The sequence below is a fragment of the Enterobacter cloacae complex sp. SYL001 genome, from assembly GCF_049237025.1.
Classification (GTDB): Bacteria; Pseudomonadota; Gammaproteobacteria; order Enterobacterales; family Enterobacteriaceae; genus Enterobacter; species Enterobacter intestinihominis.
The window spans coordinates 1-24,346 of record NZ_JBMKJI010000007.1 but is presented as its reverse complement, the minus strand read 5'-3'; the positions used below and the strand labels follow the sequence as shown (position 1 = coordinate 24,346).

The following is a 24,346-nucleotide window of genomic DNA, read 5'->3' as shown; positions in this document are numbered from 1 at the left end:
GAGAGGGCTGGGGTGAGGGGTAAAACATTAGCGTTTCGGCATAAACTGCCTGAATAATTCGCGGCTCTTTAAAGGTTTGCCCCCAAGATACGGCTTGAGCGCAATTCGGGTAAAGCGTTTTGCCGCACGCAGAGTGTCGGCGTCCGGGAACTCGCGTTCATACAGTGCTCTGAGCTGGCGCCCGGTAAAGGTGCTGTTATCGACGACGACACTGGCAATAAAGCCCTTTTCCTCACGATAGCGATAGGTCATGGTGTCTTCTACCTCGTCTCCGCTTCCCGCACAGTGCAGAAAATCGACGCCGTAACCAAGGTGCCCGAGCAGAGCCAGTTCGAAACGACGCAGAACAGGCTCAGGGGTGCCGGTTGCGCCAGCAAGTGCCTGAATACAGTGCAGGTAATCAAAGAAAAGTTCAGAGAAGCGGGTCTCATGTTCAAGAACCCGTGAGATGAGTTCGTTAACATACAAACCGCTGTAGAGCGTGATACCAGAAAGAGGAAGCGCCAGGGAGACGGCTTCAGCACTGCGCAGGGTTTTGACTTCCCCTCGCCCGCCAAAGCGGACCAGCAGCGGGGTGAAAGGCTGCAAGGCACCTTTCAGATTAGAACGTCTGGAACGTGCGCCTTTGGCAACAAGGCGCACGCGACCGGACTCTTCCGTGAAGACGTCCAGCATCAGGCTGGTTTCGCTCCAGGGACGACTATGCAGGACAAAGGCGCGCTGCCATCCATCCATATGCTCGTCGTCTTAGGTTACTGATCTTCGCCGTAACCGAGGCTGCGCAGCGCACGCTCATCATCGGCCCAGCCAGATTTCACTTTCACCCACAGTTCCAGGTGAACCGGTGCTTCAAACATGTCCTGCATGTCTTTACGGGCTTCGATTCCGATAGTTTTGATCTTGGCGCCTTTATTGCCGATCACCATCTTCTTCTGCCCTTCACGCTCAACGAGGATCAGACCGTTAATATCGTAGCCGCCACGCTCGTTGCTCTGGAAACGCTCGATCTCCACCGTCACAGAATACGGAAGTTCAGCGCCCAGGAAACGCATCAGCTTCTCACGGATGATTTCAGACGCCATAAAACGCTGAGAGCGATCGGTGATGTAGTCTTCCGGGAAGTGATGAGTCGCTTCCGGCAGATGCTTGCGCACGATACCCGCAATGGTATCAACGTTCAGACCCGTTTCCGCAGACAGCGGGACGATGTCCAGGAAGTTCATCTGGCTGCCCAGCCATTGCAGGTGCGGCAGCAGATCGGCTTTTTCCTGCACGTTGTCCACTTTATTGACTGCGAGGATCACCGGCGTTTTGCCGTCGCGCAGCTTGTTCAGGACCATTTCGTCGTCCGGCGTCCAGCGGGTGCCTTCCACAACGAAAATCACCAGCTCTACGTCGCCGATGGAGCTGCTCGCCGCCTTGTTCATCAGACGGTTGATGGCGCGCTTCTCTTCCATGTGCAGGCCCGGGGTATCGACGTAGATCGCCTGATACGCGCCTTCAGTATGGATACCGACAATGCGGTGACGCGTGGTCTGCGCCTTACGCGAGGTGATGGAAATCTTCTGCCCAAGCAGATTATTCAGCAGGGTGGATTTGCCAACGTTCGGACGTCCGACGATGGCAATAAATCCGCAATAGGTTTTGTCGATGCTCATTCCAGCTCCAGCATTTTTAACGCCTGTTCGGCGGCAGCCTGTTCAGCCTTACGACGGCTTGAACCCGTGCCGACCACCGGTTCACTCAGGCCACTGACCTGGCAATGGATGGTAAATTCCTGATCGTGGGCTTCGCCACGCACCTGCACCACCAGATAGGATGGCAGCGGCAGATGACGACCCTGCAAATATTCTTGCAGACGCGTTTTAGGATCTTTTTGTTTATCGCCCGGGCTGATTTCGTCCAGGCGGGTCTGATACCAGTTAAGGATCAGCTTTTCTACGGTCTGGATATCGCTGTCCAGGAACACGCCACCGATCAATGCCTCGACCGTATCGGCAAGGATGGATTCACGACGGAAACCACCACTTTTCAGCTCACCTGGCCCCAGACGCAGGCATTCACCCAGCTCAAACTCGCGTGCGATTTCAGCGAGGGTATTGCCGCGCACCAGCGTGGCGCGCATGCGGCTCATATCACCTTCGTCCACACGCGGAAAACGATGATAAAGCGCATTTGCAATCACAAAACTTAAAATAGAGTCGCCTAAAAACTCGAGACGCTCATTATGTTTGCTGCTGGCACTGCGATGGGTTAATGCCTGTTGCAACAACTCCTGATGATGAAAAGTGTAGCCCAGCTTCCGTTGAAGCCGATTAATTACGATGGGGTTCATGCGATACCAATAAATGAATGCGTCAAAAATGCAGCACACGAAACCGACCTGAGAAAACCAACGCGGTTTCGTGTGCCGTGGCACCCTTGCAGGGCCAACCTTAAACTTCGGGGGAATATTCTATACACAACGACAGGGGATGTCGTTAGTTCAAAGAGATTTATCGCTGAAATAATTCACGTAGCGGCGAATAAAAGCCGCTACGTGTTATTTTTGGCGAAAATTAATGAATTCCGCCAATACGATTCAGGCGAACGCCGGTCGGCCACTCGCCTTCCTGCTTCTCAAAACTCATCCAGATAGCAGTTGCTTTACCGACCAGATTCGCTTCCGGCACAAAGCCCCAGTAACGGCTGTCCGCAGAGTTATCGCGGTTGTCACCCATCATGAAGTAGTGTCCCGGCGGCACAATCCAGGTCGCCAGCTGTTGGCCTGGCTGCTGGTAGTACATTGCCAGCTGATCCTGTGCGATGGGCACGGTCAGAATGCGGTGAGTAACATCGCCCAGCGTCTCTTTGCGTTCAACCAGACGAATGCCATTCTCTTTGGTTTCACCTTTTGGCACCTGGAAGAATCCGCTGGTCGCTTCACCGCCGTTACGGCGGGCGAAGGTCTGCACAAAATCAGCTGGCTCAACGTTGGAGTAAGTGACTGGCAGCGCATTTTCACATGCGGTGCCAGAGCTACAGCCTGGCTGAATGGTCACCTCTTTCGCCACCGGATCGTAGGTCACTTTATCGCCCGGCAGACCTACCGCGCGTTTAATATAATCCAGCCGCGGGTCTTCCGGATATTTAAACACCACGATGTCGCCACGTTTCGGATGACCCGTTTCGATCAGCGTTTTCTGATAGATCGGATCTTTGATGCCATAGGCAAACTTCTCAACCAGAATGAAATCACCGATCAGCAGCGTTGGCATCATCGATCCTGACGGGATCTGGAACGGTTCATAGATAAATGAACGCACCACCAGCACAATCGCCAGCACCGGGAATACCGATGCCCCTGTTTCCAGCCAGCCCGGTTTTGGGCCGACTTTTTTCAGGGTTTTCGCGTCCAGCGCATCGCCCGTGGCTGCCTGCGCGGCAGCCTGACGTTCACGGCGTTTTGGGGCGAAGATAAACTTATCGAGGCACCACAACAGACCTGTCACCAGGGTAGCGATGACCAGGATCAGGGCAAACATGTTCGCCATGCCAACTCCTTAAGGTTATTTACCGTTACCGTCTTTACCAACATGAAGGATGGCAAGGAATGCTTCCTGCGGCAGCTCAACGTTACCGACCTGCTTCATACGCTTCTTACCTTCTTTCTGCTTCTGCAACAGCTTTTTCTTACGGCTGACGTCGCCGCCGTAGCACTTAGCCAGAACGTTTTTACGCAGCTGCTTCACGGTTGAACGGGCAATGATGTGGTTACCAATGGCCGCCTGTATCGCAATGTCAAACTGCTGACGCGGGATCAGATCTTTCATCTTCTCAACCAGCTCACGACCACGGTACGGTGCGTTATCGTTGTGGGTGATCAGCGCCAGCGCATCCACACGCTCGCCGTTGATCAGCACGTCCACACGAACCATGTTCGAGGCCTGGAAGCGTTTGAAGTTGTAGTCCAGCGACGCATAGCCACGGGAGGTAGACTTCAGACGGTCGAAGAAGTCGAGCACCACTTCTGCCATCGGAATTTCATAGGTCAGCGCCACCTGGTTACCGTGGTAAACCATGTTGGTCTGCACGCCACGCTTCTCAATACACAGGGTGATCACGTTGCCGAGGAACTCCTGCGGCAGCAGCATGTGACACTCTGCGATAGGCTCGCGCAGTTCCTGAATATTATTCAGCGGCGGGAGCTTGGACGGGCTGTCGACGTAGATCACCTCTTTCGACGTGGTTTCTACTTCGTAGACAACCGTCGGGGCGGTGGTGATCAGATCCAGATCGTATTCACGCTCCAGACGTTCCTGAATGATCTCCATGTGCAGCAGACCGAGGAAGCCACAGCGGAAGCCGAAGCCCAGCGCCGTTGAGCTTTCTGGCTCGTAGAACAGGGAGGCATCGTTGAGGCTCAGCTTTCCGAGCGCATCGCGGAAGTTTTCGTAATCGTCAGAGCTGACCGGGAACAGACCCGCATAAACCTGCGGTTTCACCTTTTTGAAGCCTGGCAGCGCTTTATCTGCCGGGTTACGTGCACCGGTCAGGGTATCACCCACCGGCGCGCCGAGGATGTCTTTAATGGCACAGACCAGCCAGCCCACTTCGCCGCATTTCAGCTCGGTACGGTCAACCTGTTTTGGCGTGAAGATGCCCAGACGGTCAGCGTTGTAGACCTGGCCGGTGCTCATGACCTTGATTTTGTCGCCTTTACGCATGGTGCCGTTTTTAATACGCACCAGCGAAACAACGCCGAGGTAGTTATCAAACCAGGAGTCGATGATCAGCGCCTGTAGCGGCGCATCCGGGTCACCTTCCGGCGGCGGAATATCACGCACCAGACGTTCCAGTACATCCGGAACGCCGACGCCGGTTTTCGCCGAGCAGCGCACTGCATCGGTCGCATCAATACCGACGATGTCTTCAATCTCTTCCGCTACGCGCTCAGGATCGGCGGCTGGCAGGTCGATTTTATTCAGAACCGGCACCACTTCGAGATCCATTTCCATGGCGGTGTAGCAGTTTGCCAGCGTCTGGGCCTCTACGCCCTGCCCGGCATCCACCACCAGCAGCGCGCCTTCGCAGGCCGCCAGCGAGCGTGACACTTCATAAGAGAAGTCAACGTGCCCTGGGGTGTCGATAAAGTTCAGCTGATAGGTTTCACCATCGGAAGCTTTATAGTCGAGCGTCACGCTCTGCGCTTTGATGGTAATACCGCGTTCGCGTTCCAGGTCCATGGAGTCCAGAACCTGGGCTGCCATTTCACGATCAGACAGGCCACCGCAAATCTGGATAATACGGTCAGACAGCGTCGACTTACCGTGGTCAATGTGAGCAATGATCGAAAAGTTACGTATGTTCTTCATATAGTTAAATAATTATGCCTTACGAATTCCTGGAGGCCGCTGTTCTTAGCCTGACGTTTTTCAGTGCGAAAACGCAGCATTCTACACTACATCCTCGTCAGCTGGAAATGCACTTAGAGCCAGGTGTAGCGCGAAGAGACGGCGTTTTCTTTATGGCGATGTAAATAATAATAAAGCCCGGCAGATCACCGGGCCTCAGAAGAGAGCGTCTCAACACGAAGTTGGTCGGGTGCCAGTGCAACGCTGAGGATGACAGGCTGCCACGCTTCCCGGGCGGCAAGCCTTGGGGAAACGCCTTTAGCAAGCCAGAACCCGCCCACGCCGCCCAACGCGGCCCCGCACATGGCGGACAAATCTGTGCCGAACAGCATCTGGAAAACCCCGCCCATCACGAACAGGCCTGCGAGCGGAGAAAGGTAAACCAGCATGGCGGAAGTGAGCAGGCTACCTTCAGCGATGCCGAGCTCCACTTTTTGCCCTGCCACCAGCGGCTGATCGCTCGGCACAGTAATAGTGTGCGACGTTTGCGGCCCCAGCTTATTCAACACGCGGCTGCCGCAACCGGCTCGCGAAGCGCAACTGCTGCATGATGCTTTAACGTCACAGCTAACAAGCGCTACGCCATCCTGCCAGGATACGACCGTGGCCCACTCTTTAATCATTGCGCAGCCCTGAATTTAATGCTGTCTGAAATACGTTTTGCCGTTGGCGGCGGTAATTCACCGACAATGGTAATTTCCGCATTATCGCGCACCGTCGTGCTGACCGTCCGGCGACCGGTACGGAGCATCTGTTCGGAACTGTTCGCCGTAGCGCGATTGATATTCACCGAGAAGCTAAACAGCCCATCGGAATAGAGTCGCGACTCAACCGGTGTTTCGATAGTCGGCAGCTGGCGACGGCTGCTGGATACTTCGCTGAATCCTTGCGGGATCCAGGAAGGTACCCAGTTGAAATTGACAGAATCGCCGGCAGGCACGGAAAGCAAAGGCGGCAGGCTGGCTTTGGCCAGATTCTGCATGCTGTTGCCAACCTGACTGTTTACGTCAAAGGAGATCACACGGAACTGCTCCAGCGTTTCACCGTCGCGATCGAGCAGATCAACGCGCATCGGCAGCTTCGTCTCTGCGTCAATCCAGACGATATAGCTGTAACGTGTCCCATCCCGCGCGACTACGCGGATCACTTCGCACAACCTGTCGGCAATACGCGTTCGCCCCACCGAGATAAAATCATAGTAGGGGGCGAGACGTTTAAAATCGGTGTAAATGAGCGATGGCAGGGAATCAACGATGTAGTCACCATTGAGCGTAAACGGCTCAAGGCCTGGCTCGAAATAACTGATTTCGTTCCCACGCTGGACCACTTCCCGACGCGGGCCATCCATCTGTAAAAGCTGGGCGAGCGGCTGATTATCAAGGCGGGCGTGGCGATAGCGTAACGATTCGACACCCTGCTTATTGATGCTAATAAATGCCAACTCGTAATTGAGTGACTGGCTGGCCAGATTCATTTGCTGCAACAACGCCCCGGATGAAACATCAGCCGAGGCGTTAGCAGAGAAGAACAGGCTACCCGCCATCAAAGACATGGCGAACCAAAGTTGCTTCATTACTGCGATTGCGTTCCTAAAGTTTGGTTTCCTGGCACCTGCACAGCAGCCTGCTGGGTTTGGGCCTGCTCAAACTGAAGCTGCTCGGAGTGCAGACGACGCTGCAACTCGTAATCCTGCAACATCGCATTAATGCGACGACGCTGCTCCTGTACCTGCTGTTGCTGTCCGCCGCTTGCGGAGGCATCTGCCGGTACGCCCAGGCTAACCGGACTGGCTTTACCCATCATCGGCAGCGTATTGAACACTGGCGCTTCAGGCTGCTGACTGGCTTCAGACTGGGTATTATAGTGCTGGACCCCAACGATAACTGCAAGCGATACACACGCAGCGACTCCCATCTGGGTGAGCTGGCTGGCCCATGGGCGCACCTTGTGCCAGAACGGCATTTTCTGCCATTGGTGAGGTGCAGGCTGCGCTTCAGGAATAAGCGGCGTGGTCTGATGAACAGGTTCGTTCTCAATGGCCGCCATAACGCGTGCTGAGATATCGAAATGGAGAACATCGCTGGTATCACCCCGCAGAGTGTCGCGGATAAGATGATAGTTCTCCCAGGTCTGTTGCATTTCGGGAGAATGAGACAACTCATCGAGCAGCTCACTATCCAGCATTTCACCATCCATTAAAGCGGAAAGTTTTTCTTTCTGCATGCCTAATACCTTTTCCAGTATCCCGCTATCGTCAACGCCTGATAAGCGGTTGAACTTTATTATCAATGGCTTCTCGCGCACGGAAAATTCGTGAACGAACCGTGCCGACCGGACAATCCATGATGGCGGCTATCTCTTCATAGCTTAGGCCATCCAGCTCCCGTAACGTAATTGCCATGCGTAAATCTTCCGGGAGCGACTCGATCGTGCGAAAAACGATTTGTCTCAGTTCTTCTGACAACATTAAGTTCTCAGGGTTCGAAATTTCTTTCAGCGCGCCGCCACTTTCGAAGTTTTCTGCATCGATAGCGTCAACATCACTTGAAGGCGGACGACGCCCCTGAGCAACCAAATAATTCTTAGCCGTATTGACTGCAATACGATACAGCCAGGTATAAAAAGCACTATCCCCCCGGAATGAATCCAGCGCGCGATAGGCCTTAATAAAAGACTCTTGTACCACATCAGGAACATCGCCTGACGGTACATAGCGGGAAACCAGACTCGCTACCTTATGCTGGTAGCGCACCACCAGTAGGTTAAAAGCTTTCTGATCTCCCTTCTGGACCCGTTCAACCAGGACCTGGTCCGTTAACTGCTCGCTCATCCGAGGTAATGTCTCCCCAAACCAAATTCCACGCGTTATCGAAACGCCACTCTAACAACATTGCACTTTGAGCAAGCACCGAATTAGAGCGTCTGTTCTTCAATAAGTTCCGTAACGCCTTTGTTTTTGTTCATCGCGCCGCAGACCGTTCATTTTCTCTCATTATAAGTCTGTTCACGATACGCACCCGCTTTCTGACAAGAATCATTAACTTTATCGTCAGAAGAGTAACGCAACACAGGCTTTATTTCACCACAAAATCTGAAGCTAACGATCTGCTTCGCAAAATAATTCCAGTCATTTAGCGATGATTTAACTTCCGGCCATCCGTTTAGTCATTGCAACACGCTTCAAAAAAAACGTGCGATAACTCGCATCACAATGCTATTCTGCCCAGACCATGTTTAGTAAATTAAACAAACATCATGAATACAACGCCTGAACTCCATTGTGATGTACTGATTATCGGCAGCGGTGCTGCTGGCCTCTCCCTCGCGCTGCGCCTGGCGGAACATCAGAACGTAATCGTGCTGAGTAAAGGGCCGATGAGCGAAGGTTCCACCTTCTATGCACAAGGCGGTATTGCCGCCGTGTTTGATGAAACGGACAGCATTGCCTCACACGTAGAAGACACTCTGATTGCCGGTGCCGGGATCGTGGATGAGCATGCCGCAGAGTTTGTCGCCAGCAATGCCCGCCACTGCGTGCAATGGCTTATCGACCAGGGCGTGCTGTTTGATACGCAGGTTCAGCCTAATGGTGAAGAGAGCTATCATCTGACCCGTGAAGGCGGGCACAGCCATCGCCGTATTCTGCACGCTGCTGATGCAACAGGAAAAGCGGTTGAAACCACGCTGGTCAGCAAAGCCCTCAGCCATCCCAATATTCGGGTGTTGGAGCGCAGTAACGCCGTCGACCTGATTATTTCCGATAAAATTGGCCTGCCCGGCACGCGCCGTGTTGTCGGCGCATGGGTGTGGAATCGGAATAAAGAGAAGGTGGAAACCTGCCAGGCTAAAGCCGTTGTGCTGGCGACCGGCGGCGCCTCCAAGGTTTACCAGTACACGACTAACCCGGATATCGCCTCCGGAGACGGTATCGCCATGGCCTGGCGCGCAGGCTGCCGCGTAGCGAATATGGAGTTTAATCAGTTCCATCCTACCGCCCTGTTCCACCCGCAGGCACGTAACTTCCTGTTAACTGAAGCGTTGCGCGGCGAAGGCGCGTATCTCAAGCGACCGGACGGTTCCAGGTTTATGCCGGACTTCGACCCCCGAGGTGAACTTGCCCCGCGGGATATCGTGGCCCGCGCCATTGACCACGAGATGAAGCGGCTTGGCGTGGACTGTATGTATCTGGACATTAGCCATAAACCGGCAGACTTTATTCGCCAGCACTTCCCGATGATTTATGAAAAGCTGCTGAGTCTGGGTATCGATTTAACCCGCGATCCGGTGCCGATTGTGCCTGCCGCCCACTATACCTGTGGCGGGGTGATGGTTGACGATCATGGTCGTACCGACGTGGATGGTTTGTATGCGATCGGCGAGGTCAGTTACACCGGCCTGCATGGTGCGAATCGCATGGCATCAAACTCATTGCTGGAGTGTCTGGTGTATGGATGGTCGGCTGCGGAAGATATAACCAAACGCATGCCCTATGCACGTCCAACAACGCACCTGCTAGCATGGGATGAAAGTCGAGTAGAGAACCCGGACGAACTGGTGGTTATCCAGCATAACTGGCACGAGCTGCGGCTTCTCATGTGGGATTATGTCGGGATTGTACGCACAACGAAGCGTCTGGAACGCGCGTTACGCCGCATCATGATGTTGCAGCAGGAAATTGATGAATATTACGCCAACTTCCGCGTTTCCAATAATCTGCTGGAACTGCGCAACCTTGTGCAGGTTGCCGAGCTGATTGTACGCTGTGCGATGATGCGCAAAGAGAGTCGTGGCCTGCATTATACGCTGGACTATCCCGACCCGCTGGAAACGTCCGGCCCGTCGGTGTTGACGCCGCAGGTTCACATAAACAGATAAAAGGGCTGGGTCAGGGCAGTGTAATCTTCGGAATAACGCTGGTCTGGCCCGCGAATAACCATCCTGTCGGTAAAGCACTCCCCCTCTTTCGGCGAGAGCGCCAGCAACACACGGTGCGGTAAGCGACCTTCCGTATCCGAAATATCGGTACGAAGACGCAAACTCCAGCCGATATCCCGAGCGATCTCAATGAAGGTGTTACCCGTGCTTTCGGGCAAGACCACGCAGAAAAATCCCTCTTCCGAGATGAGTTCCGCCGCGCTGGTCAGTAGCGCCTTGTGATCGAGCGAGCCGGTGTAACGTGCCTGCTCGCGTTCCGGCGTTCCACACTCCACACCTGGCGTGAAATACGGCGGATTGCTGACGATCAAATCGTAACGCGCAGTCTGCTCCGGTGCCCAGGTCAGGACATCGGCACATTCCACCCTGATCCGTTCTGCCCACGGAGAATCGGCAGCGTTTTCGCTTGCCTGCTGGGCCGCCTGAGGATCAAGCTCAACGGCGTCGATAGTGACGTGTTCTTCGGTACGCTGCGCCAGCATCAGCGCCTGAAGTCCGCTGCCCGTACCAATATCCAGAATGCGTTTTACACCTGCGACAGGGGCCCATGCACCCAGTAAAATACCGTCTGTACCGACTTTCATTGCACAACGATCGTGCGCCACAAAAAATTGTTTAAACGTAAAACCATCGCGGCGCAACTGCGCTTTGAGTTGAGACATGTCAGGGCAACCTTCTGTGTGAAACTGGAGTAGCATAGGGGAAAGCGAAGTGGTCGAAAAGCGATATCCATACAAACAGATGAAGATTACAGCCGTAACGTCTATAATCAGCGCCCCACACAGAGGTAGAACATGACTGTAACGACTTTTTCCGAACTTGAACTCGATGAAAGCCTGCTCAATGCTCTTGAGAGTAAAGGCTTTACACGCCCGACCGCCATTCAGGCCGCGGCCATTCCGCCTGCGCTTGAGGGCCGCGATGTGCTCGGTTCTGCGCCAACCGGCACGGGGAAGACAGCAGCCTACTTGCTGCCTGTGTTGCAGCATTTGCTCGATTTTCCGCGTAAAAAATCAGGGCCGCCGCGCATTTTGATCCTGACCCCGACCCGTGAACTGGCGATGCAGGTTGCCGAACACGCGCGTGAGCTGGCGGCGAACACCCATCTGGATATCGCGACCATCACTGGCGGCGTAGCGTATATGAACCACGCCGAAGTGTTCAGCGAAAACCAGGATATCGTTGTCGCGACGACAGGCCGTCTGCTGCAATACATAAAAGAAGAGAACTTCGACTGCCGGGCGGTGGAAACGCTGATTCTCGATGAAGCTGACCGCATGCTGGACATGGGCTTTGCCCAGGATATCGAACACATCGCGGGTGAAACGCGCTGGCGTAACCAGACAATGCTGTTCTCGGCAACCCTTGAAGGGGATGCCATTAAAGATTTCGCCGAACGTCTGCTGGAAGATCCGGTGGAAGTGTCCGCTACGCCATCGACGCGTGAGCGTAAGAAGATCCACCAGTGGTACTACCGCGCAGATAACCTTGAGCATAAAGTTGAGTTGCTGAAACATCTGCTGAAGCAGGAAGAAGCAACCCGTACCATCGTCTTCGTACGTAAACGCGAGCGCGTGCATGAGCTGGCAGAAATGCTCCGCAACGCTGGCATCAACAACTGCTATCTCGAAGGTGAAATGGCACAGGTTAAGCGTACCGAAGGGATTAAGCGCCTGACCGATGGTCGCGTGAATGTGCTGGTTGCAACCGACGTTGCCGCGCGCGGGATCGACATCCCGGACGTGAGCCATGTGATCAACTTTGATATGCCGCGCAGCGGTGATACTTACCTGCACCGTATTGGTCGTACCGGCCGTGCGGGCCGCAAAGGGATTGCTATTTCTCTGGTAGAAGCGCACGACCATCTGCTGCTCCAAAAAATTGGCCGCTACGTTGATGAGCCGCTAAAAGCTCGTGTGATTGACGAACTTCGTCCGACGACACGTGCACCGAGTGAAAAAATGACGGGTAAACCGTCCAAGAAAGCGCTCGCGAAACGTGCTGAGAGAAAAGAGAAAGAAAAAGAGAAGCCGCGCGTGAAGCAGCGCCACCGCGATACCAAAAATATTGGTAAGCGCCGTAAGCCAAGTTCTGCTGCGCCAGAGACAAAAACTGAAGAGTAAAAAAAAGCCGGGACATTCCCGGCTTTTTTATTCCACCCCCGAAGCTGAAACCTTACAGGCTTTCAGTAAAGGTACGGGCGATAACGTCGCGCTGCTGTTCCGGAGTCAGAGAGTTGAAACGCACCGCATAGCCAGACACACGGATGGTCAGCTGCGGGTATTTTTCTGGGTTCTCAACAGCATCCATCAGCGTTTCACGACGCAGGACGTTAACGTTCAGGTGCTGACCACCTTCCACGCGCACTTCTGGTTGCACTTGCATTGGAATTTCACGGTATTCAATTTCGCCCAGTTTGCTCACCGGAACGATTTCGTCTTCCGCAAAACCTGCTTTCGCTACTACACAGCGCGCTTCGTTTTTCTCGCTGTCCAGCAGCCAGAAAGAGTTCAGCAGATCGTCATTTGCAGCTTTAGTAATCTGGATACCTGTAATCATGTGTTGCCTCCCTTAGGCTACATTAACTGATGCTGGCCTTTTGCGGCCAATTGGTAAAACCATTGTTTGTTGTGTGTATATATAACATTCAGACCCGGGTGATTTATTGATTTAAATCAACAAAATCACTAACCACATAAAGAGTGTGGTCTGAATTTTTTGTTTTAGATCAATTTTAATGATTTACCAATTCAACTTACCCTGCCTGGTTTTCAACATAAATTGAGACACTTAGCCGCTTTTCCGCGGGTAATTTTGCTCACCAGGCATTAGCAGGTAAGCTAGGCAGAGAATGAAATTCGCAGGAGAGCGAGATGACAACACCTTTAACCTGGCATGACGTGCTGGCAGAAGAGAAGCAGCAGCCCTATTTTATTAATACCCTCAGTACCGTTGCGGCTGAACGGCAGGCCGGCCAGATAATTTATCCACCGCAGAAAGATGTATTTAACGCCTTTCGCTACACCGAACTGAGCGACGTGAAGGTGGTTATACTGGGGCAGGATCCGTACCATGGTCCCGGGCAGGCTCACGGACTGGCATTTTCCGTGCGTCCGGGCGTGGCCATTCCCCCTTCTCTGCTGAATATGTATAAAGAGCTGGAAGGAACGATTCCGGGTTTCACCCGCCCTAATCACGGTTATCTGGAAAGCTGGGCGCGCCAGGGCGTGCTGTTGCTGAATACCGTATTAACCGTCCGGGCGGGTCAGGCACACTCCCACGCCAGTCTGGGATGGGAAACCTTTACCGATAAGGTTATCAGCCTAATCAATGAGCATCGTGAAGGCGTCGTGTTTTTACTCTGGGGTTCACATGCCCAAAAGAAAGGGGCGATTATCGATCGTCAGCGCCATCACGTACTGAAAGCACCGCACCCGTCGCCGCTGTCTGCGCATCGCGGTTTCTTTGGCAGTAACCATTTTGTTCTGACGAATGAGTGGCTGGAAAAGCGTGGCGAAAAGCCGATTGACTGGATGCCTGTGTTACCGGCAGAGAGTGAGTAGGGTTTGAATGTGCCGGGTCAGGCCCGGCACATATAAGGCTTATGCCTTGTTCTGACGCCACCATTCGGCCAGCAGCACGCCGGTCGCAACGGATACGTTCAGGCTTTCAACGTTGCCAGTGCCGTCGATAGAAACGCTCATGTCAGCGCTGGAGAGTGCCGCATCAGACAGACCATCGCGCTCCTGACCTAACACCAGCACCATTTTGCGCGGCAACGTCGCTTTAAACAGCGGCGTAGCGGCACGGCTTGAGGTGGTGACAATGGTGTAGCCCGCGTTACGGAATTGCTCAAGGGCCTCCAGCACGCTGTCGCCGGTGATCGGCTGAACATGCTCAGCACCGCCTTCCGCGGTACGGATTGCCGCACCGGATTCCAGCAGCGCGGCATCCTGCAACAGAACGCCTTTCACGCCAAAGTGCGCGCAGCTACGCATCATAGCGCCCAGGTTATGCGGGTTACCCACATCTTCCAGCGCCAGCACACAGTCATCGGCATCCGCCTGGCTGACCCACTGCTGCACGGTGGTGCCGTTACGTTTTTTGATCAGGAAGCAGACGCCGCCGTGGTGTTCAGTCCCGGACGCTTTTGTCAGCTCGGCATCGTCAACCACGTGGTAGGCTTTACGGTTCGCCGCCATCCAGCGCAGCGCTTCTTTAAAGCGCGGGGTCACGCTCTGGATAAACCATGCGCGAACGATACACTCCGGGCGGCTCTGGAACAGGGCCTGACAGGCGTTCTCGCCATATACACGGGTTTCTTCCGCACGCTGACGACGCAGCACTTCCGGATCGATAAAGCTTTTTCCGCTGATACCGCCGTGATCGGCTTTTTCGGTCGCCTCTTCACCGGGCGCGCGCGAAACGGTACGCCATGGCGATCCACCGTCGCGGACAAAATCATCGCGTTTGCGATCGTCACGCTTACGGTCATCACGTTTGCGGTCATCGCCGCGGTTATTTCTGTCATCGCGGGCGGGGCGACGGCCACCGTCTGCACGAGAAGACGCCGGACGCCCGCCACCTTTTCCGGTACGCGGATTTTGGGTGCGTTTATCAGAGTCATCATCACTGCGGACATACATCACTTTGACCTTGCCGCTTTTGTTTTTCATTTCGTCGTTCATGCTTTTCTCCACCAGCGCTGCGCGAAGCGCGCAGATTACCCGATGTGCAAGCTCATAGCCATAATTTCGTACAAAAGCCTGTGACTATTGTTCCCATTGAATAAAACGCGTTGTCGATTTATACAGGCTCACTGATAATATGTAACATATCAGAAACATTATCGGCGTTCCGCCGTTGTTCCACGGCTCTATCAGAGGTTAGTTATGAATACCGTATGTGCCAACTGTCAGGCTTTAAACCGCATTCCGGACGATCGGATGGATGACGGTGCGAAATGCGGGCGTTGTGGCCACGAATTATTTGATGGCGATGTCATTAACGCGACGGGTGCTACGCTGGACAAACTCCTCAAGGACGATCTGCCGGTTGTGGTCGATTTCTGGGCACCGTGGTGCGGCCCCTGCCGTAACTTTGCACCCATCTTCGAAGACGTGGCTGAAGAGCGCAGCGGGAAAATGCGTTTTGTTAAAGTGAATACCGAAGCGGAACGTGAACTCAGCGCCCGTTTTCGCATTCGCAGCATTCCAACCATTATGATTTTCAAAAATGGTGAAGTGATCGACATGCTCAATGGTGCAGTACCGAAAGCGCCTTTCGACAGCTGGTTAAACGAATCCCTGTAACATTCGCGGGGCATATCTTGTGCCCCGTTCTCTCCTCTGCGAAAATGGGGTTTTTCCTGCCTTTTCGCCCATGACTGATAACGCTGTACTTCAATTACGCGCCGAGCGCCTTGCGCGCGCCACCCGCCCTTTTCTGGCCCGAGGCAATCGTATTCGCCGCTGCCAGCGCTGCCTTTTACCGCTGAAAGTGTGTCTATGCGAAACGCTTGCACCGAGCGAGGCGAAAAGCCGCTTTTGTCTGGTCATGTTCGATACCGAACCGATGAAGCCCAGCAACACGGGGCGTTTGATCGCCGATATTCTGCCCAATACCGCAGCGTTTCAGTGGTCGCGCACTGAGCCACCTCAGGCTCTGCTTGACCTGGTGGCAAACCCTGACTATCAGCCCATGGTCGTTTTCCCGGCATCATATGCAGGCGAACAACGCCAGGTGCTTACGGCGCCACCATCCGGTAAGCCGCCGCTGTTTATTATGCTCGACGGCACCTGGACCGAAGCAAGAAAGATGTTTCGCAAAAGCCCTTATCTTGATGCGCTGCCGGTGATTTCCGTCGATCTGTCGCGCGTTTCGGCCTATCGCTTACGGGAAGCGCATGCCGAGGGTCAATATTGCACCGCTGAAGTCGCCATTGCGCTACTGGATCTGGCGGGCGATACCCAGGCGGCCAGCGCATTAAGCTCCCACTTCTCCTGCTTCCGCGAACGTTATCTGGCAGGAAAAACCGTTCATAAGGGTAGCGTCACAGCAACAGAGACAGAAAGCGTTTAAAATCATCAGGTCGCTTGCATTCACAGGAGGCCTGCATGAGCCAGAGAGGGTTAGAAGCGCTACTCCGTCCGAAATCCATTGCCGTTATTGGCGCCTCGATGAAACCGGACCGCGCAGGGTATCTGATGATGCGTAACCTGCTGGCTGGCGGGTTTAACGGCCCGGTCATGCCCGTTACGCCCGCTTATAAAGCGGTACAGGGGGTGCTGGCGTGGCCGGACGTGCAAAGTTTACCGTTTGTTCCCGACCTCGCCGTGCTCTGTACGCATGCGAAACGAAACCTCGAATTGCTTGAGTCGCTCGGTCAGAAAGGCTGTAAAACCTGCATTATTCTTTCCTCGCCTCCTGAACAGCAGCCCGAACTGCTGGCCTGCGCCAGCCGCTACCAGATGCGCATTCTTGGTCCAAATAGCCTCGGTCTGCTTGCGCCCTGGCAAGGGCTGAATGCCAGTTTTTCCCCGGTTCCGATCCGTAAAGGCAAACTGGCCTTTATTTCACAGTCGGCAGCGGTATCCAATACCATCCTCGACTGGGCGCAGCAGCGTGAGATGGGCTTTTCCTATTTCATCGCCCTCGGCGACAGCCTGGACATTGACGTTGATGAGCTGCTGGATTTCCTGGCGCGTGACAGCAAAACCAGCGCTATCCTGCTCTACCTTGAACACCTGAGCGACGCCCGTCGTTTTGTGTCGGCGTCGCGTAGCGCATCGCGTAATAAACCGATTCTGGTCATCAAAAGCGGGCGCAGCCCCGCGGCTCAGCGCCTGCTGCATTCCCATTCCGGGATGGATCCCGCATGGGATGCAGCGATCCAGCGCGCCGGTTTACTGCGGGTACAGGATACGCACGAGCTTTTTTCCGCCGTCGAAACGTTGAGCCACATGCGTCCCCTGCGCGGTGAAAAGCTGATGATTGTCAGCAACGGAGCCGCTCCCGCCGCCCTGGCGCTGGACGAGCTCTGGCTACGCAACGGCAAGCTGGCCACGCTGGGTGAAGAGACGCTCCAGCGCCTGCGGGACGCGTTACCGGGAAGCGTTGTTCCCGATAATCCCCTCGATTTGCGCGATGATGCCAGCAGCGATCGTTACATTAAGGCGATCACGATTTTGCTGGATAGCCAGGACTTTGATGCGCTGATGATTATCCATTCGCCCAGCGCGGTTGCGCCAGGCAGCGAAAGTGCACGAACGCTGATTGAGGCTGTCCGAAACCATCCGCGCGGCAAATACGTCACCCTGCTGACCAACTGGTGCGGCGAGTTCTCCTCGCAGGAAGCGCGACGTCTGTTTAGTGAAGCCGGGTTGCCAACCTACCGTACGCCAGAGGGCACCATAACCGCGTTTATGCATATGGTTGAGTACCGCCGCAACCAGAAGCAGCTGCGTGAAACGCCTGCCCTACCGGGCAACCTCACAGCAAATTCGGTGGACGTACACAGTTTATTGCAACAGGCCATCGAAGAGGGCGCCACTTCGCTTGATACGCATGAAGTGCAACCCATTCTTGGCTGCTATGGGATGCAAACACTGCCGACCTGGATTGCCGGTGACAGCGCTGAGGCGGTACATATCGCTGAGCAGATTGGCTATCCGGTCGCGCTGAAGCTGCGCTCCCCCGATATTCCGCACAAATCGGATGTTCAGGGCGTCATGCTGTATCTGCGCACCGCGACAGAAGTACAACAGGCCGCGGATGCCATTATCGATCGCGTTAAAATGACGTGGCCACAGGCCCGGATCCACGGCCTGCTGGTGCAGAGCATGGCTAACCGAGCAGGTGCGCAGGAGCTGCGCGTGGTCGTCGAACACGATCCGGTTTTTGGTCCACTCATTATGCTGGGTGAAGGCGGCGTTGAATGGCGGCCAGAAGAACAAGCGGCTGTCGCGCTTCCACCTCTAAACATGAACCTGGCGCGTTATTTGGTTATTCAGGCCATCAAAAGTAAAAAAATCCGCGGCAGAAGCGCTCTGAGGCCGCTTGATATCGCCGGGTTAAGCCAGTTTCTGGTGAAGGTCTCCAACCTCATTGTTGACTGTGCGGAGATCCAGCGCCTGGACATCCACCCGCTCCTCGCTTCCGGAAATGAATTCACTGCCCTCGACGTGACGCTGGAAATTGCGCCATTTGTCGGTGACCGGGAAAGCCGTCTCGCCATTCGTCCTTATCCTCTCCATCTGGAAGAGTGGGTGGAGATGAAAAATGGAGAGCGGGCACTGTTTCGCCCTATCCTGCCGGAAGACGAGCCGCTGCTGCGAACGTTCATCTCGCAGGTGACGAAAGAAGATTTGTACTATCGCTATTTCAGCGAAATTAATGAATTTACCCACGACGATTTAGCCAATATGACCCAGATCGACTACGATCGAGAAATGGCGATTGTGGCGGTCCGCCGTTCCGCAGAGGGAGAAGAGATCCTCGGCGTGACGCGTGCCATTTCCGACCCGGATAACGTGGATGCGGAGTTTGCCGTACTGGTGCGTTCCGATCTTAAAGGTTTGGGTTTGGGCAGACGGCTGCTCGAAAAACTCATTGGTTATACGCGCGATCACGGATTGTCACGGCTCAATGGCATTACTATGCCAAATAATCGGGGTATGGTGACCCTGGCGCGGAAGCTCGGTTTTGACGTTGATATCCAGCTGGATGAAGGCATTGTCTCTTTGTCCCTCAGCCTGACTTCGACGGATAAACAAGAGTAAGCTGCTGGAAATGTTACCCACTTTTCCCGGCACTGGGGTATCATTGTCCGCTTATGTTGTTTGCCTGGTACAGACAACCCTTCAATGAACAGAGAAGAAACGCACTGTGATGTTGTCAAAATTTAAGCGTAATAAACATCAACAACACCTTGCTCAACTACCGAAGATTTCTCAGTCAGTTGATGATGTAGAGTTCTTTTATGCTCCCGCTCATTTCCGGGAGACGCTTCTTGAAAAGATTGCCAGCGCTACGCGACGTATTTGCATTGTGGCGCTCTATCTTGAACAAGATGAAGGTGGGCGTGCGATCCTGAACGCGCTCTATGAAGCGAAACGTCAGCGTCCGGAACTGGATGTTCGCGTGCTGGTTGACTGGCACCGTGCTCAGCGTGGCCGTATTGGTGCGGCTGCCTCGAATACCAATGCTGACTGGTATTGCCGCATGGCCCAGGAAAATCCGGGTATTGATATCCCGGTATATGGCGTACCGGTGAATACCCGTGAAGCGCTTGGCGTTCTTCATTTTAAAGGATTTATCATTGATGACAGCGTCCTTTATAGCGGCGCCAGTCTGAATGATGTGTATCTCCATCAGCTCGATAAATACCGTTACGATCGCTACCATCTTATCCGTAATCCGCAGATGACCGACATCATGTTCAACTGGGTTGATAAAAACCTGGTTCATGGCCGGGGTGTGCACCGTCTTGACGATCCTCATCGTCCGAAAAGCCCGGAAATCAAAAACGACGTTCGCTCCTTCCGCCAGGAACTGCGCGATGCGGTTTATCGTTTTCAGGGTGATGCCAGTAATGAAGAACTGTCCGTTACGCCTCTGGTAGGCCTGGGAAAATCCAGCCTGCTGAACAAGACCATCTTTCATTTGATGCCGTGCGCTGAGCATAAGCTCACCATCTGCACCCCGTACTTCAACCTTCCCGCCGTTCTGGTGCGTAATATCATTCAGCTGTTGCGTGATGGTAAAAAGGTGGAAATCATTGTCGGGGATAAAACGGCAAATGACTTTTTCATTCCGGAAGATCAGCCTTTCAAGATCATCGGCGCACTGCCTTATCTCTATGAGATTAACCTGCGCCGCTTCCTGAGCCGTTTACAGTACTATGTGAACACGGACCAGCTGGTTGTGCGTCTCTGGAAAGATGAAGACAACAGCTATCACCTCAAAGGGATGTGGGTGGATGACGAGTGGATGCTGCTGACCGGTAATAACCTGAACCCACGCGCCTGGCGTCTGGATCTGGAAAACGCCATCCTTATTCATGATCCTCAGCATGCGTTAGCCGCGAAACGCGATCGTGAGCTGGAGCTTATACGCACGCATACCACAGTGGTTCGTCATTATCGCGATCTGCAAAGCATCGCTGATTACCCGGTGAAAGTTCGCAAGCTGATTCGCCGTCTACGTCGGATCCGTATCGATCGCCTCATCAGCCGCATTCTGTAATACACGAGCCCTGTCATCGACGGGGCTTTTTTTATGGAGCCTGTTAATGCGTACGCCTTGCCTGATAATCCCTCTTTTGCTGACAGGTTGCAGCCATATGGCTAATGATAACTGGTCGGGTCAGGATAAAGCTCAGCACTTTCTGGCGTCTGCAATGTTGTCCGCTGCGGGCAATGAGTATGCGCTGCACCAGGGATATAGCCGGGATCGAAGTGCCACAATAGGCCTGATGTTCTCCATCAGCCTGGGGGCATCAAAAGAACTTTGGGATAGCCGCCCCTCGGGAAGTGGCTGGAGCTGGAAAGATTTTGCCTGGGACGTAGCCGGGGCAACAACCGGCTACGCCGTCTGGCAGATGGCGCATTATTAAAGGCGGATACCTTTTCCTTTGCGATGCAGCATCAGCGAGACAATAAACGCCAGCGCCCCCATAACGGTGACATACCAGAAGAAGGTCGTTTCACTGCCCCATGACTTAAGGGATAACGCGACATACTCTGCCGAACCGCCGAACAGGGCGTTTGCAACCGCATAAGAGAGGCCTACGCCCAGCGCCCTCACCTGTGCGGGAAACATTTCCGCTTTCAAAATGCCACTGATTGCCGTGTAAAAACTGATAATAATGAGCGCCACCATGATTAAAGCGAAAGCGGCATACGGAGAGGTTGTATGCTGTAGCGCCGTCAAAAGCGGAACGGTACCCAGGGTGAGCATGCCGCCAAAGATCAACATGGAGGTACGGCGACCAATTTTGTCCGACAGCGCGCCGACAATCGGCTGGATGAGCATAAAGACCAGTAACGCCACCGTCATGACGACACTCGCAACGTTTGCATGCATGCCCGTAGTGTTGACCAGATATTTTTGCATATAGGTGGTGAAGGTATAGAAGCTTAGCGAGCCTGCGGCGGTAAAGCCTAATACCATCAAAAATGCTTTGCGGTTACGCCACAGCCCTTTCATCGAACCAGCTTCTTTAAGCGCCCTGACCTCCTGTTGTGAGGTTTCATCAAGCTGACGGCGTAGCCACAGCGCCACAACCGCCAGGGCTGCCCCCAGGGCAAACGGGATGCGCCAGCCCCAGGCGCGTAAATCTTCATCGCTAAGGATTTGTTGAAGGATCACCACAACCAGTAACGCCAGTAGCTGTCCGCCAATGAGGGTTACATACTGGAATGATGCATAGAAACCTTTGCGCCCTTCAACAGCCACTTCGCTCATGTATGTCGCACTGGTGCCATATTCGCCACCGACCGATAGCCCCTGGAACAGACGTGCCAGCAACAACAACGCCGGTGCCCATGTTCCGATAGTCTCATAACCGGGCAGGCAGGCAATCACCAGCGAGCCGACGCACATCATGCATACAGAGATGAGCATGGATGTCTTGCGCCCTTTCCTGTCCGCGATCCTGCCGAACAGCCATCCGCCAATGGGACGCATCAGGAACCCGGCGGCAAAAACGCCTGCGGTTTGCAGAAGCTGCGTTGTGGTGTTCCCTGATGGGAAAAAGATATGCGCAAAGTAGAGTGAACAGAATGAATAGACGTAAAAATCAAACCACTCTACAAGGTTCCCCGATGAGGCTCCAACAATTGCCCAAACCCGACGGCGAGTATCCTTGCCTGCTAAACTTGTGTTATCCGTATCTGCACTGGCTACGGTTTCTGTCATTTTAAAATCCCCTGTCTCACATTGCGGGCCATTGCCCACAAACAGTAAAACCGGATTTAAAACGAATCGTTAGGTAAATAAAATGTTTCCAATATGTTTCATTGGATTTTGTGAACTCGATCAGGTATCGAATTATTAGCGGACGTAGTAATTATCCCCACGCTTGCTGGTGAGCCTTTTTTCGCTGCAAATAATCTTCATCGGCACGAATTTTATCCCACCACGTTTTGAATACCGCAGCGGCCTCAGCTTTTACGGGATCGTGATCGAGGGGTTTGACCTGGCGCTTCTCATCATACTTTTTTCCGCCTTTATGATTGGCGTATCGCCGGGCACGGGTGTATCCCATCTGTATGAATTTACGCGCCATATCCATACCTACAAAATCGTTATTCCTGCGGTACTCTTCAAAGAGGGCGTAGATCTCTTCTGCCGAACGCGCTGCGACTTCAGCATTTTTATAACGCCAGTGTGGAAGGATTTCGCTTTTATAAGGCTCGACCATCAATACGCCCTGCTCACCCCGGCCCACCTGATACCGTTCGGGATGTTCGCGAAAATTAATATTGGCAAAATCTTGTTGATAATCAAAGGGACGAGTCAAAGCGGCACCATTGTTAAAATTGTTTTAACAATTGTAGGCCGGATAAGGGGAAGCCGCCATCCGGCATGTTTTCCGCGCCCAAAGCAAAAAACCCCGTACCTTACGGTACGGGGTTCTTCTTGTTTGATGCCTGGCAGTTCCCTACTCTCACATGGGGAGACCCCACACTACCATCGGCGCTACGGCGTTTCACTTCTGAGTTCGGCATGGGGTCAGGTGGGACCACCGCGCTAAAGCCGCCAGGCAAATTCTGTTAATCTGTATCAGGCTGAAAATCGTGTCTGTCTCTTCGCCAAAACAGCTTCGGCGTTGTAAGGTTAAGCCTCACGGTTCATTAGTATCGGTTAGCTCAACGCATCGCTGCGCTTACACACCCGACCTATCAACGTCATCGTCTTTAACGTTCCTTCAGGAGACTTAAAGTCTCAGGGAGAACTCATCTCGGGGCAAGTTTCGTGCTTAGATGCTTTCAGCACTTATCTCTTCCGCATTTAGCTACCGGGCAGTGCCATTGGCATGACAACCCGAACACCAGTGATGCGTCCACTCCGGTCCTCTCGTACTAGGAGCAGCCCCCCTCAATTCTCCAGCGCCCACGGCAGATAGGGACCGAACTGTCTCACGACGTTCTAAACCCAGCTCGCGTACCACTTTAAATGGCGAACAGCCATACCCTTGGGACCTACTTCAGCCCCAGGATGTGATGAGCCGACATCGAGGTGCCAAACACCGCCGTCGATATGAACTCTTGGGCGGTATCAGCCTGTTATCCCCGGAGTACCTTTTATCCGTTGAGCGATGGCCCTTCCATTCAGAACCACCGGATCACTATGACCTGCTTTCGCACCTGCTCGCGCCGTCACGCTCGCAGTCAAGCTGGCTTATGCCATTGCACTAACCTCCTGATGTCCGACCAGGATTAGCCAACCTTCGTGCTCCTCCGTTACTCTTTGGGAGGAGACCGCCCCAGTCAAACTACCCACCAGACACTGTCCGCAACCCGGATTACGGGTCTACGTTAGAACACCAGCCATTAAAGGGTGGTATTTCAAGGTTGGCTCCACGCAGACTGGCGTCCACGCTTCAAAGCCTCCCACCTATCCTACACATCAAGGACCAGTGTTCAGTGTCAAGCTATAGTAAAGGTTCACGGGGTCTTTCCGTCTTGCCGCGGGTACACTGCATCTTCACAGCGAGTTCAATTTCACTGAGTCTCGGGTGGAGACAGCCTGGCCATCATTACGCCATTCGTGCAGGTCGGAACTTACCCGACAAGGAATTTCGCTACCTTAGGACCGTTATAGTTACGGCCGCCGTTTACCGGGGCTTCGATCAAGAGCTTCGCGTTGCCGCTAACCCCATCAATTAACCTTCCGGCACCGGGCAGGCGTCACACCGTATACGTCCACTTTCGTGTTTGCACAGTGCTGTGTTTTTAATAAACAGTTGCAGCCAGCTGGTATCTTCGACTGATTTCAGCTCCGTCCGCAGGGAC

22 protein-coding genes and 2 rRNA genes are annotated in these 24,346 nt (G+C 53.8%); 8 read left to right on the top strand and 16 right to left on the bottom strand.

The genetic code is table 11. The features are described 5' to 3' along the window. Positions 1 to 27: 27 nt before the first annotated feature. From recO to rpoE, 9 genes are all read right to left on the bottom strand, one after another. Positions 28 to 735, bottom strand: coding sequence for a DNA repair protein RecO (gene recO / locus ACOTZP_RS09270; protein ID WP_015572142.1), 708 nt, complete (start codon positions 733 to 735; stop codon positions 28 to 30). A 17-nt stretch (positions 736 to 752) separates the two neighbouring features. Further along, entirely contained in the window at positions 753 to 1,658 is a 906-nt protein-coding gene (gene era, locus ACOTZP_RS09265) for a GTPase Era (RefSeq protein WP_003860709.1), read from the bottom strand. After that, complete coding sequence (gene rnc / locus ACOTZP_RS09260) at positions 1,655 to 2,335, bottom strand: ribonuclease III (protein ID WP_003860711.1); 681 nt, start codon at positions 2,333 to 2,335, stop codon at positions 1,655 to 1,657. Before rnc ends, era begins: the two co-directional genes overlap by 4 nt. Positions 2,336 to 2,558: 223 nt before the next feature. After that, a complete protein-coding gene (lepB, locus tag ACOTZP_RS09255) occupies positions 2,559 to 3,533 on the bottom strand; it encodes a signal peptidase I (RefSeq protein ID WP_006811565.1) in 975 nt (324 codons plus the stop codon). Positions 3,534 to 3,548: 15 nt separating this feature from the next. Next, the gene (gene lepA / locus ACOTZP_RS09250) at positions 3,549 to 5,354 is read right to left on the bottom strand and encodes a translation elongation factor 4 (protein ID WP_003860714.1); all 1,806 of its coding nucleotides are present in this window, start codon (positions 5,352 to 5,354) and stop codon (positions 3,549 to 3,551) included. Between the two features lie 185 nt (positions 5,355 to 5,539). Further along, positions 5,540 to 6,016 (bottom strand): SoxR-reducing system protein RseC, encoded by a 477-nt coding sequence (gene rseC, locus ACOTZP_RS09245; RefSeq protein WP_271074821.1) that lies wholly within the window; start codon positions 6,014 to 6,016, stop codon positions 5,540 to 5,542. Beyond that, positions 6,013 to 6,966, bottom strand: a complete 954-nt coding sequence (rseB, locus tag ACOTZP_RS09240; RefSeq protein ID WP_003860717.1) for a sigma-E factor regulatory protein RseB — start codon at positions 6,964 to 6,966, stop codon at positions 6,013 to 6,015. The genes rseC and rseB overlap by 4 nt, the downstream gene beginning before the upstream one ends. Beyond that, positions 6,966 to 7,616, bottom strand: coding sequence for an anti-sigma-E factor RseA (gene rseA, locus ACOTZP_RS09235; protein WP_022649044.1), 651 nt, complete (start codon positions 7,614 to 7,616; stop codon positions 6,966 to 6,968). The genes rseB and rseA overlap by 1 nt, the downstream gene beginning before the upstream one ends. Before the next feature lie 31 nt (positions 7,617 to 7,647). After that, a complete protein-coding gene (gene rpoE / locus ACOTZP_RS09230) occupies positions 7,648 to 8,223 on the bottom strand; it encodes an RNA polymerase sigma factor RpoE (protein ID WP_006176728.1) in 576 nt (191 codons plus the stop codon). Between the two features lie 425 nt (positions 8,224 to 8,648). Between rpoE and nadB the strand changes: the two genes are divergently transcribed. Beyond that, positions 8,649 to 10,268, top strand: coding sequence for an L-aspartate oxidase (gene nadB, locus ACOTZP_RS09225; protein ID WP_271074823.1), 1,620 nt, complete (start codon positions 8,649 to 8,651; stop codon positions 10,266 to 10,268). On the opposite strand, the gene trmN is transcribed toward nadB, so the two are convergent. After that, on the bottom strand, positions 10,253 to 10,990 hold the full coding sequence (gene trmN / locus ACOTZP_RS09220) for a tRNA(1)(Val) (adenine(37)-N(6))-methyltransferase TrmN (RefSeq protein WP_193129761.1): 738 nt from the start codon (positions 10,988 to 10,990) through the stop codon (positions 10,253 to 10,255). The genes nadB and trmN overlap by 16 nt on opposite strands. Before the next feature lie 132 nt (positions 10,991 to 11,122). On the opposite strand from trmN, the gene srmB reads away from it, so the two are divergent. Next, positions 11,123 to 12,451 (top strand): ATP-dependent RNA helicase SrmB, encoded by a 1,329-nt coding sequence (gene srmB / locus ACOTZP_RS09215; RefSeq protein ID WP_022649047.1) that lies wholly within the window; start codon positions 11,123 to 11,125, stop codon positions 12,449 to 12,451. A gap of 52 nt (positions 12,452 to 12,503) precedes the next feature. Here srmB and grcA read toward each other — a convergent pair whose 3' ends face one another. Next, positions 12,504 to 12,887 (bottom strand): autonomous glycyl radical cofactor GrcA, encoded by a 384-nt coding sequence (gene grcA / locus ACOTZP_RS09210; protein WP_022649048.1) that lies wholly within the window; start codon positions 12,885 to 12,887, stop codon positions 12,504 to 12,506. 314 nt (positions 12,888 to 13,201) lie between these two features. On the opposite strand from grcA, the gene ung reads away from it, so the two are divergent. Beyond that, positions 13,202 to 13,891 (top strand): uracil-DNA glycosylase, encoded by a 690-nt coding sequence (gene ung, locus ACOTZP_RS09205; RefSeq protein WP_038416527.1) that lies wholly within the window; start codon positions 13,202 to 13,204, stop codon positions 13,889 to 13,891. A gap of 39 nt (positions 13,892 to 13,930) precedes the next feature. Here ung and ACOTZP_RS09200 read toward each other — a convergent pair whose 3' ends face one another. Continuing rightward, a complete protein-coding gene (locus ACOTZP_RS09200) occupies positions 13,931 to 15,016 on the bottom strand; it encodes a tRNA/rRNA methyltransferase (RefSeq protein WP_023300740.1) in 1,086 nt (361 codons plus the stop codon). Positions 15,017 to 15,220: 204 nt separating this feature from the next. Here ACOTZP_RS09200 and trxC point away from each other — a divergent pair, with 204 nt between their 5' ends. From trxC to ACOTZP_RS09175, 5 genes are all read left to right on the top strand, one after another. After that, the gene (gene trxC / locus ACOTZP_RS09195) at positions 15,221 to 15,640 is read left to right on the top strand and encodes a thioredoxin TrxC (RefSeq protein WP_003860733.1); all 420 of its coding nucleotides are present in this window, start codon (positions 15,221 to 15,223) and stop codon (positions 15,638 to 15,640) included. A 70-nt stretch (positions 15,641 to 15,710) separates the two neighbouring features. After that, positions 15,711 to 16,409: a tRNA-uridine aminocarboxypropyltransferase gene (gene tapT, locus ACOTZP_RS09190; RefSeq protein WP_022649050.1), complete on the top strand. Its 699-nt coding sequence runs from the start codon at positions 15,711 to 15,713 to the stop codon at positions 16,407 to 16,409. Between the two features lie 35 nt (positions 16,410 to 16,444). After that, entirely contained in the window at positions 16,445 to 19,108 is a 2,664-nt protein-coding gene (locus ACOTZP_RS09185) for a bifunctional acetate--CoA ligase family protein/GNAT family N-acetyltransferase (RefSeq protein ID WP_271074825.1), read from the top strand. Between the two features lie 109 nt (positions 19,109 to 19,217). Then, positions 19,218 to 20,573: a CDP-diacylglycerol--serine O-phosphatidyltransferase gene (pssA, locus tag ACOTZP_RS09180; RefSeq protein ID WP_271074826.1), complete on the top strand. Its 1,356-nt coding sequence runs from the start codon at positions 19,218 to 19,220 to the stop codon at positions 20,571 to 20,573. Positions 20,574 to 20,619: 46 nt separating this feature from the next. Next, entirely contained in the window at positions 20,620 to 20,943 is a 324-nt protein-coding gene (locus tag ACOTZP_RS09175; RefSeq protein ID WP_046618949.1) for a YfiM family lipoprotein, read from the top strand. On the opposite strand, the gene ACOTZP_RS09170 is transcribed toward ACOTZP_RS09175, so the two are convergent. The 4 genes from ACOTZP_RS09170 to ACOTZP_RS09155 form a co-directional block, all read right to left on the bottom strand. Further along, positions 20,940 to 22,247 (bottom strand): MFS family transporter, encoded by a 1,308-nt coding sequence (locus ACOTZP_RS09170; RefSeq protein WP_271074827.1) that lies wholly within the window; start codon positions 22,245 to 22,247, stop codon positions 20,940 to 20,942. The genes ACOTZP_RS09175 and ACOTZP_RS09170 overlap by 4 nt on opposite strands. A gap of 151 nt (positions 22,248 to 22,398) precedes the next feature. Further along, a complete protein-coding gene (locus tag ACOTZP_RS09165; RefSeq protein WP_006811623.1) occupies positions 22,399 to 22,851 on the bottom strand; it encodes a DUF4385 domain-containing protein in 453 nt (150 codons plus the stop codon). Between the two features lie 128 nt (positions 22,852 to 22,979). Beyond that, a 5S ribosomal RNA gene (gene rrf, locus ACOTZP_RS09160) occupies positions 22,980 to 23,095 on the bottom strand. 69 nt (positions 23,096 to 23,164) lie between these two features. Then, positions 23,165 to 24,346, bottom strand: a 23S ribosomal RNA gene (locus ACOTZP_RS09155); the annotation flags it as partial.

Excerpts from the sequence above, each read along its gene's own strand:
- recO (WP_015572142.1), bottom strand. The coding sequence starts at position 735 with ATGGATGGATGGCAGCGCGCCTTTGTCCTGCATAGTCGTCCCTGGAGC.
- era (WP_003860709.1), bottom strand. The coding sequence starts at position 1,658 with ATGAGCATCGACAAAACCTATTGCGGATTTATTGCCATCGTCGGACGT.
- rnc (WP_003860711.1), bottom strand. The coding sequence starts at position 2,335 with ATGAACCCCATCGTAATTAATCGGCTTCAACGGAAGCTGGGCTACACT.
- lepB (WP_006811565.1), bottom strand. The coding sequence starts at position 3,533 with ATGGCGAACATGTTTGCCCTGATCCTGGTCATCGCTACCCTGGTGACA.
- lepA (WP_003860714.1), bottom strand. The coding sequence starts at position 5,354 with ATGAAGAACATACGTAACTTTTCGATCATTGCTCACATTGACCACGGT.
- rseC (WP_271074821.1), bottom strand. The coding sequence starts at position 6,016 with ATGATTAAAGAGTGGGCCACGGTCGTATCCTGGCAGGATGGCGTAGCG.
- rseB (WP_003860717.1), bottom strand. The coding sequence starts at position 6,966 with ATGAAGCAACTTTGGTTCGCCATGTCTTTGATGGCGGGTAGCCTGTTC.
- rseA (WP_022649044.1), bottom strand. The coding sequence starts at position 7,616 with ATGCAGAAAGAAAAACTTTCCGCTTTAATGGATGGTGAAATGCTGGAT.
- rpoE (WP_006176728.1), bottom strand. The coding sequence starts at position 8,223 with ATGAGCGAGCAGTTAACGGACCAGGTCCTGGTTGAACGGGTCCAGAAG.
- nadB (WP_271074823.1), top strand. The coding sequence starts at position 8,649 with ATGAATACAACGCCTGAACTCCATTGTGATGTACTGATTATCGGCAGC.
- trmN (WP_193129761.1), bottom strand. The coding sequence starts at position 10,990 with ATGTCTCAACTCAAAGCGCAGTTGCGCCGCGATGGTTTTACGTTTAAA.
- srmB (WP_022649047.1), top strand. The coding sequence starts at position 11,123 with ATGACTGTAACGACTTTTTCCGAACTTGAACTCGATGAAAGCCTGCTC.
- grcA (WP_022649048.1), bottom strand. The coding sequence starts at position 12,887 with ATGATTACAGGTATCCAGATTACTAAAGCTGCAAATGACGATCTGCTG.
- ung (WP_038416527.1), top strand. The coding sequence starts at position 13,202 with ATGACAACACCTTTAACCTGGCATGACGTGCTGGCAGAAGAGAAGCAG.
- ACOTZP_RS09200 (WP_023300740.1), bottom strand. The coding sequence starts at position 15,016 with ATGAACGACGAAATGAAAAACAAAAGCGGCAAGGTCAAAGTGATGTAT.
- trxC (WP_003860733.1), top strand. The coding sequence starts at position 15,221 with ATGAATACCGTATGTGCCAACTGTCAGGCTTTAAACCGCATTCCGGAC.
- tapT (WP_022649050.1), top strand. The coding sequence starts at position 15,711 with ATGACTGATAACGCTGTACTTCAATTACGCGCCGAGCGCCTTGCGCGC.
- ACOTZP_RS09185 (WP_271074825.1), top strand. The coding sequence starts at position 16,445 with ATGAGCCAGAGAGGGTTAGAAGCGCTACTCCGTCCGAAATCCATTGCC.
- pssA (WP_271074826.1), top strand. The coding sequence starts at position 19,218 with ATGTTGTCAAAATTTAAGCGTAATAAACATCAACAACACCTTGCTCAA.
- ACOTZP_RS09175 (WP_046618949.1), top strand. The coding sequence starts at position 20,620 with ATGCGTACGCCTTGCCTGATAATCCCTCTTTTGCTGACAGGTTGCAGC.
- ACOTZP_RS09170 (WP_271074827.1), bottom strand. The coding sequence starts at position 22,247 with ATGACAGAAACCGTAGCCAGTGCAGATACGGATAACACAAGTTTAGCA.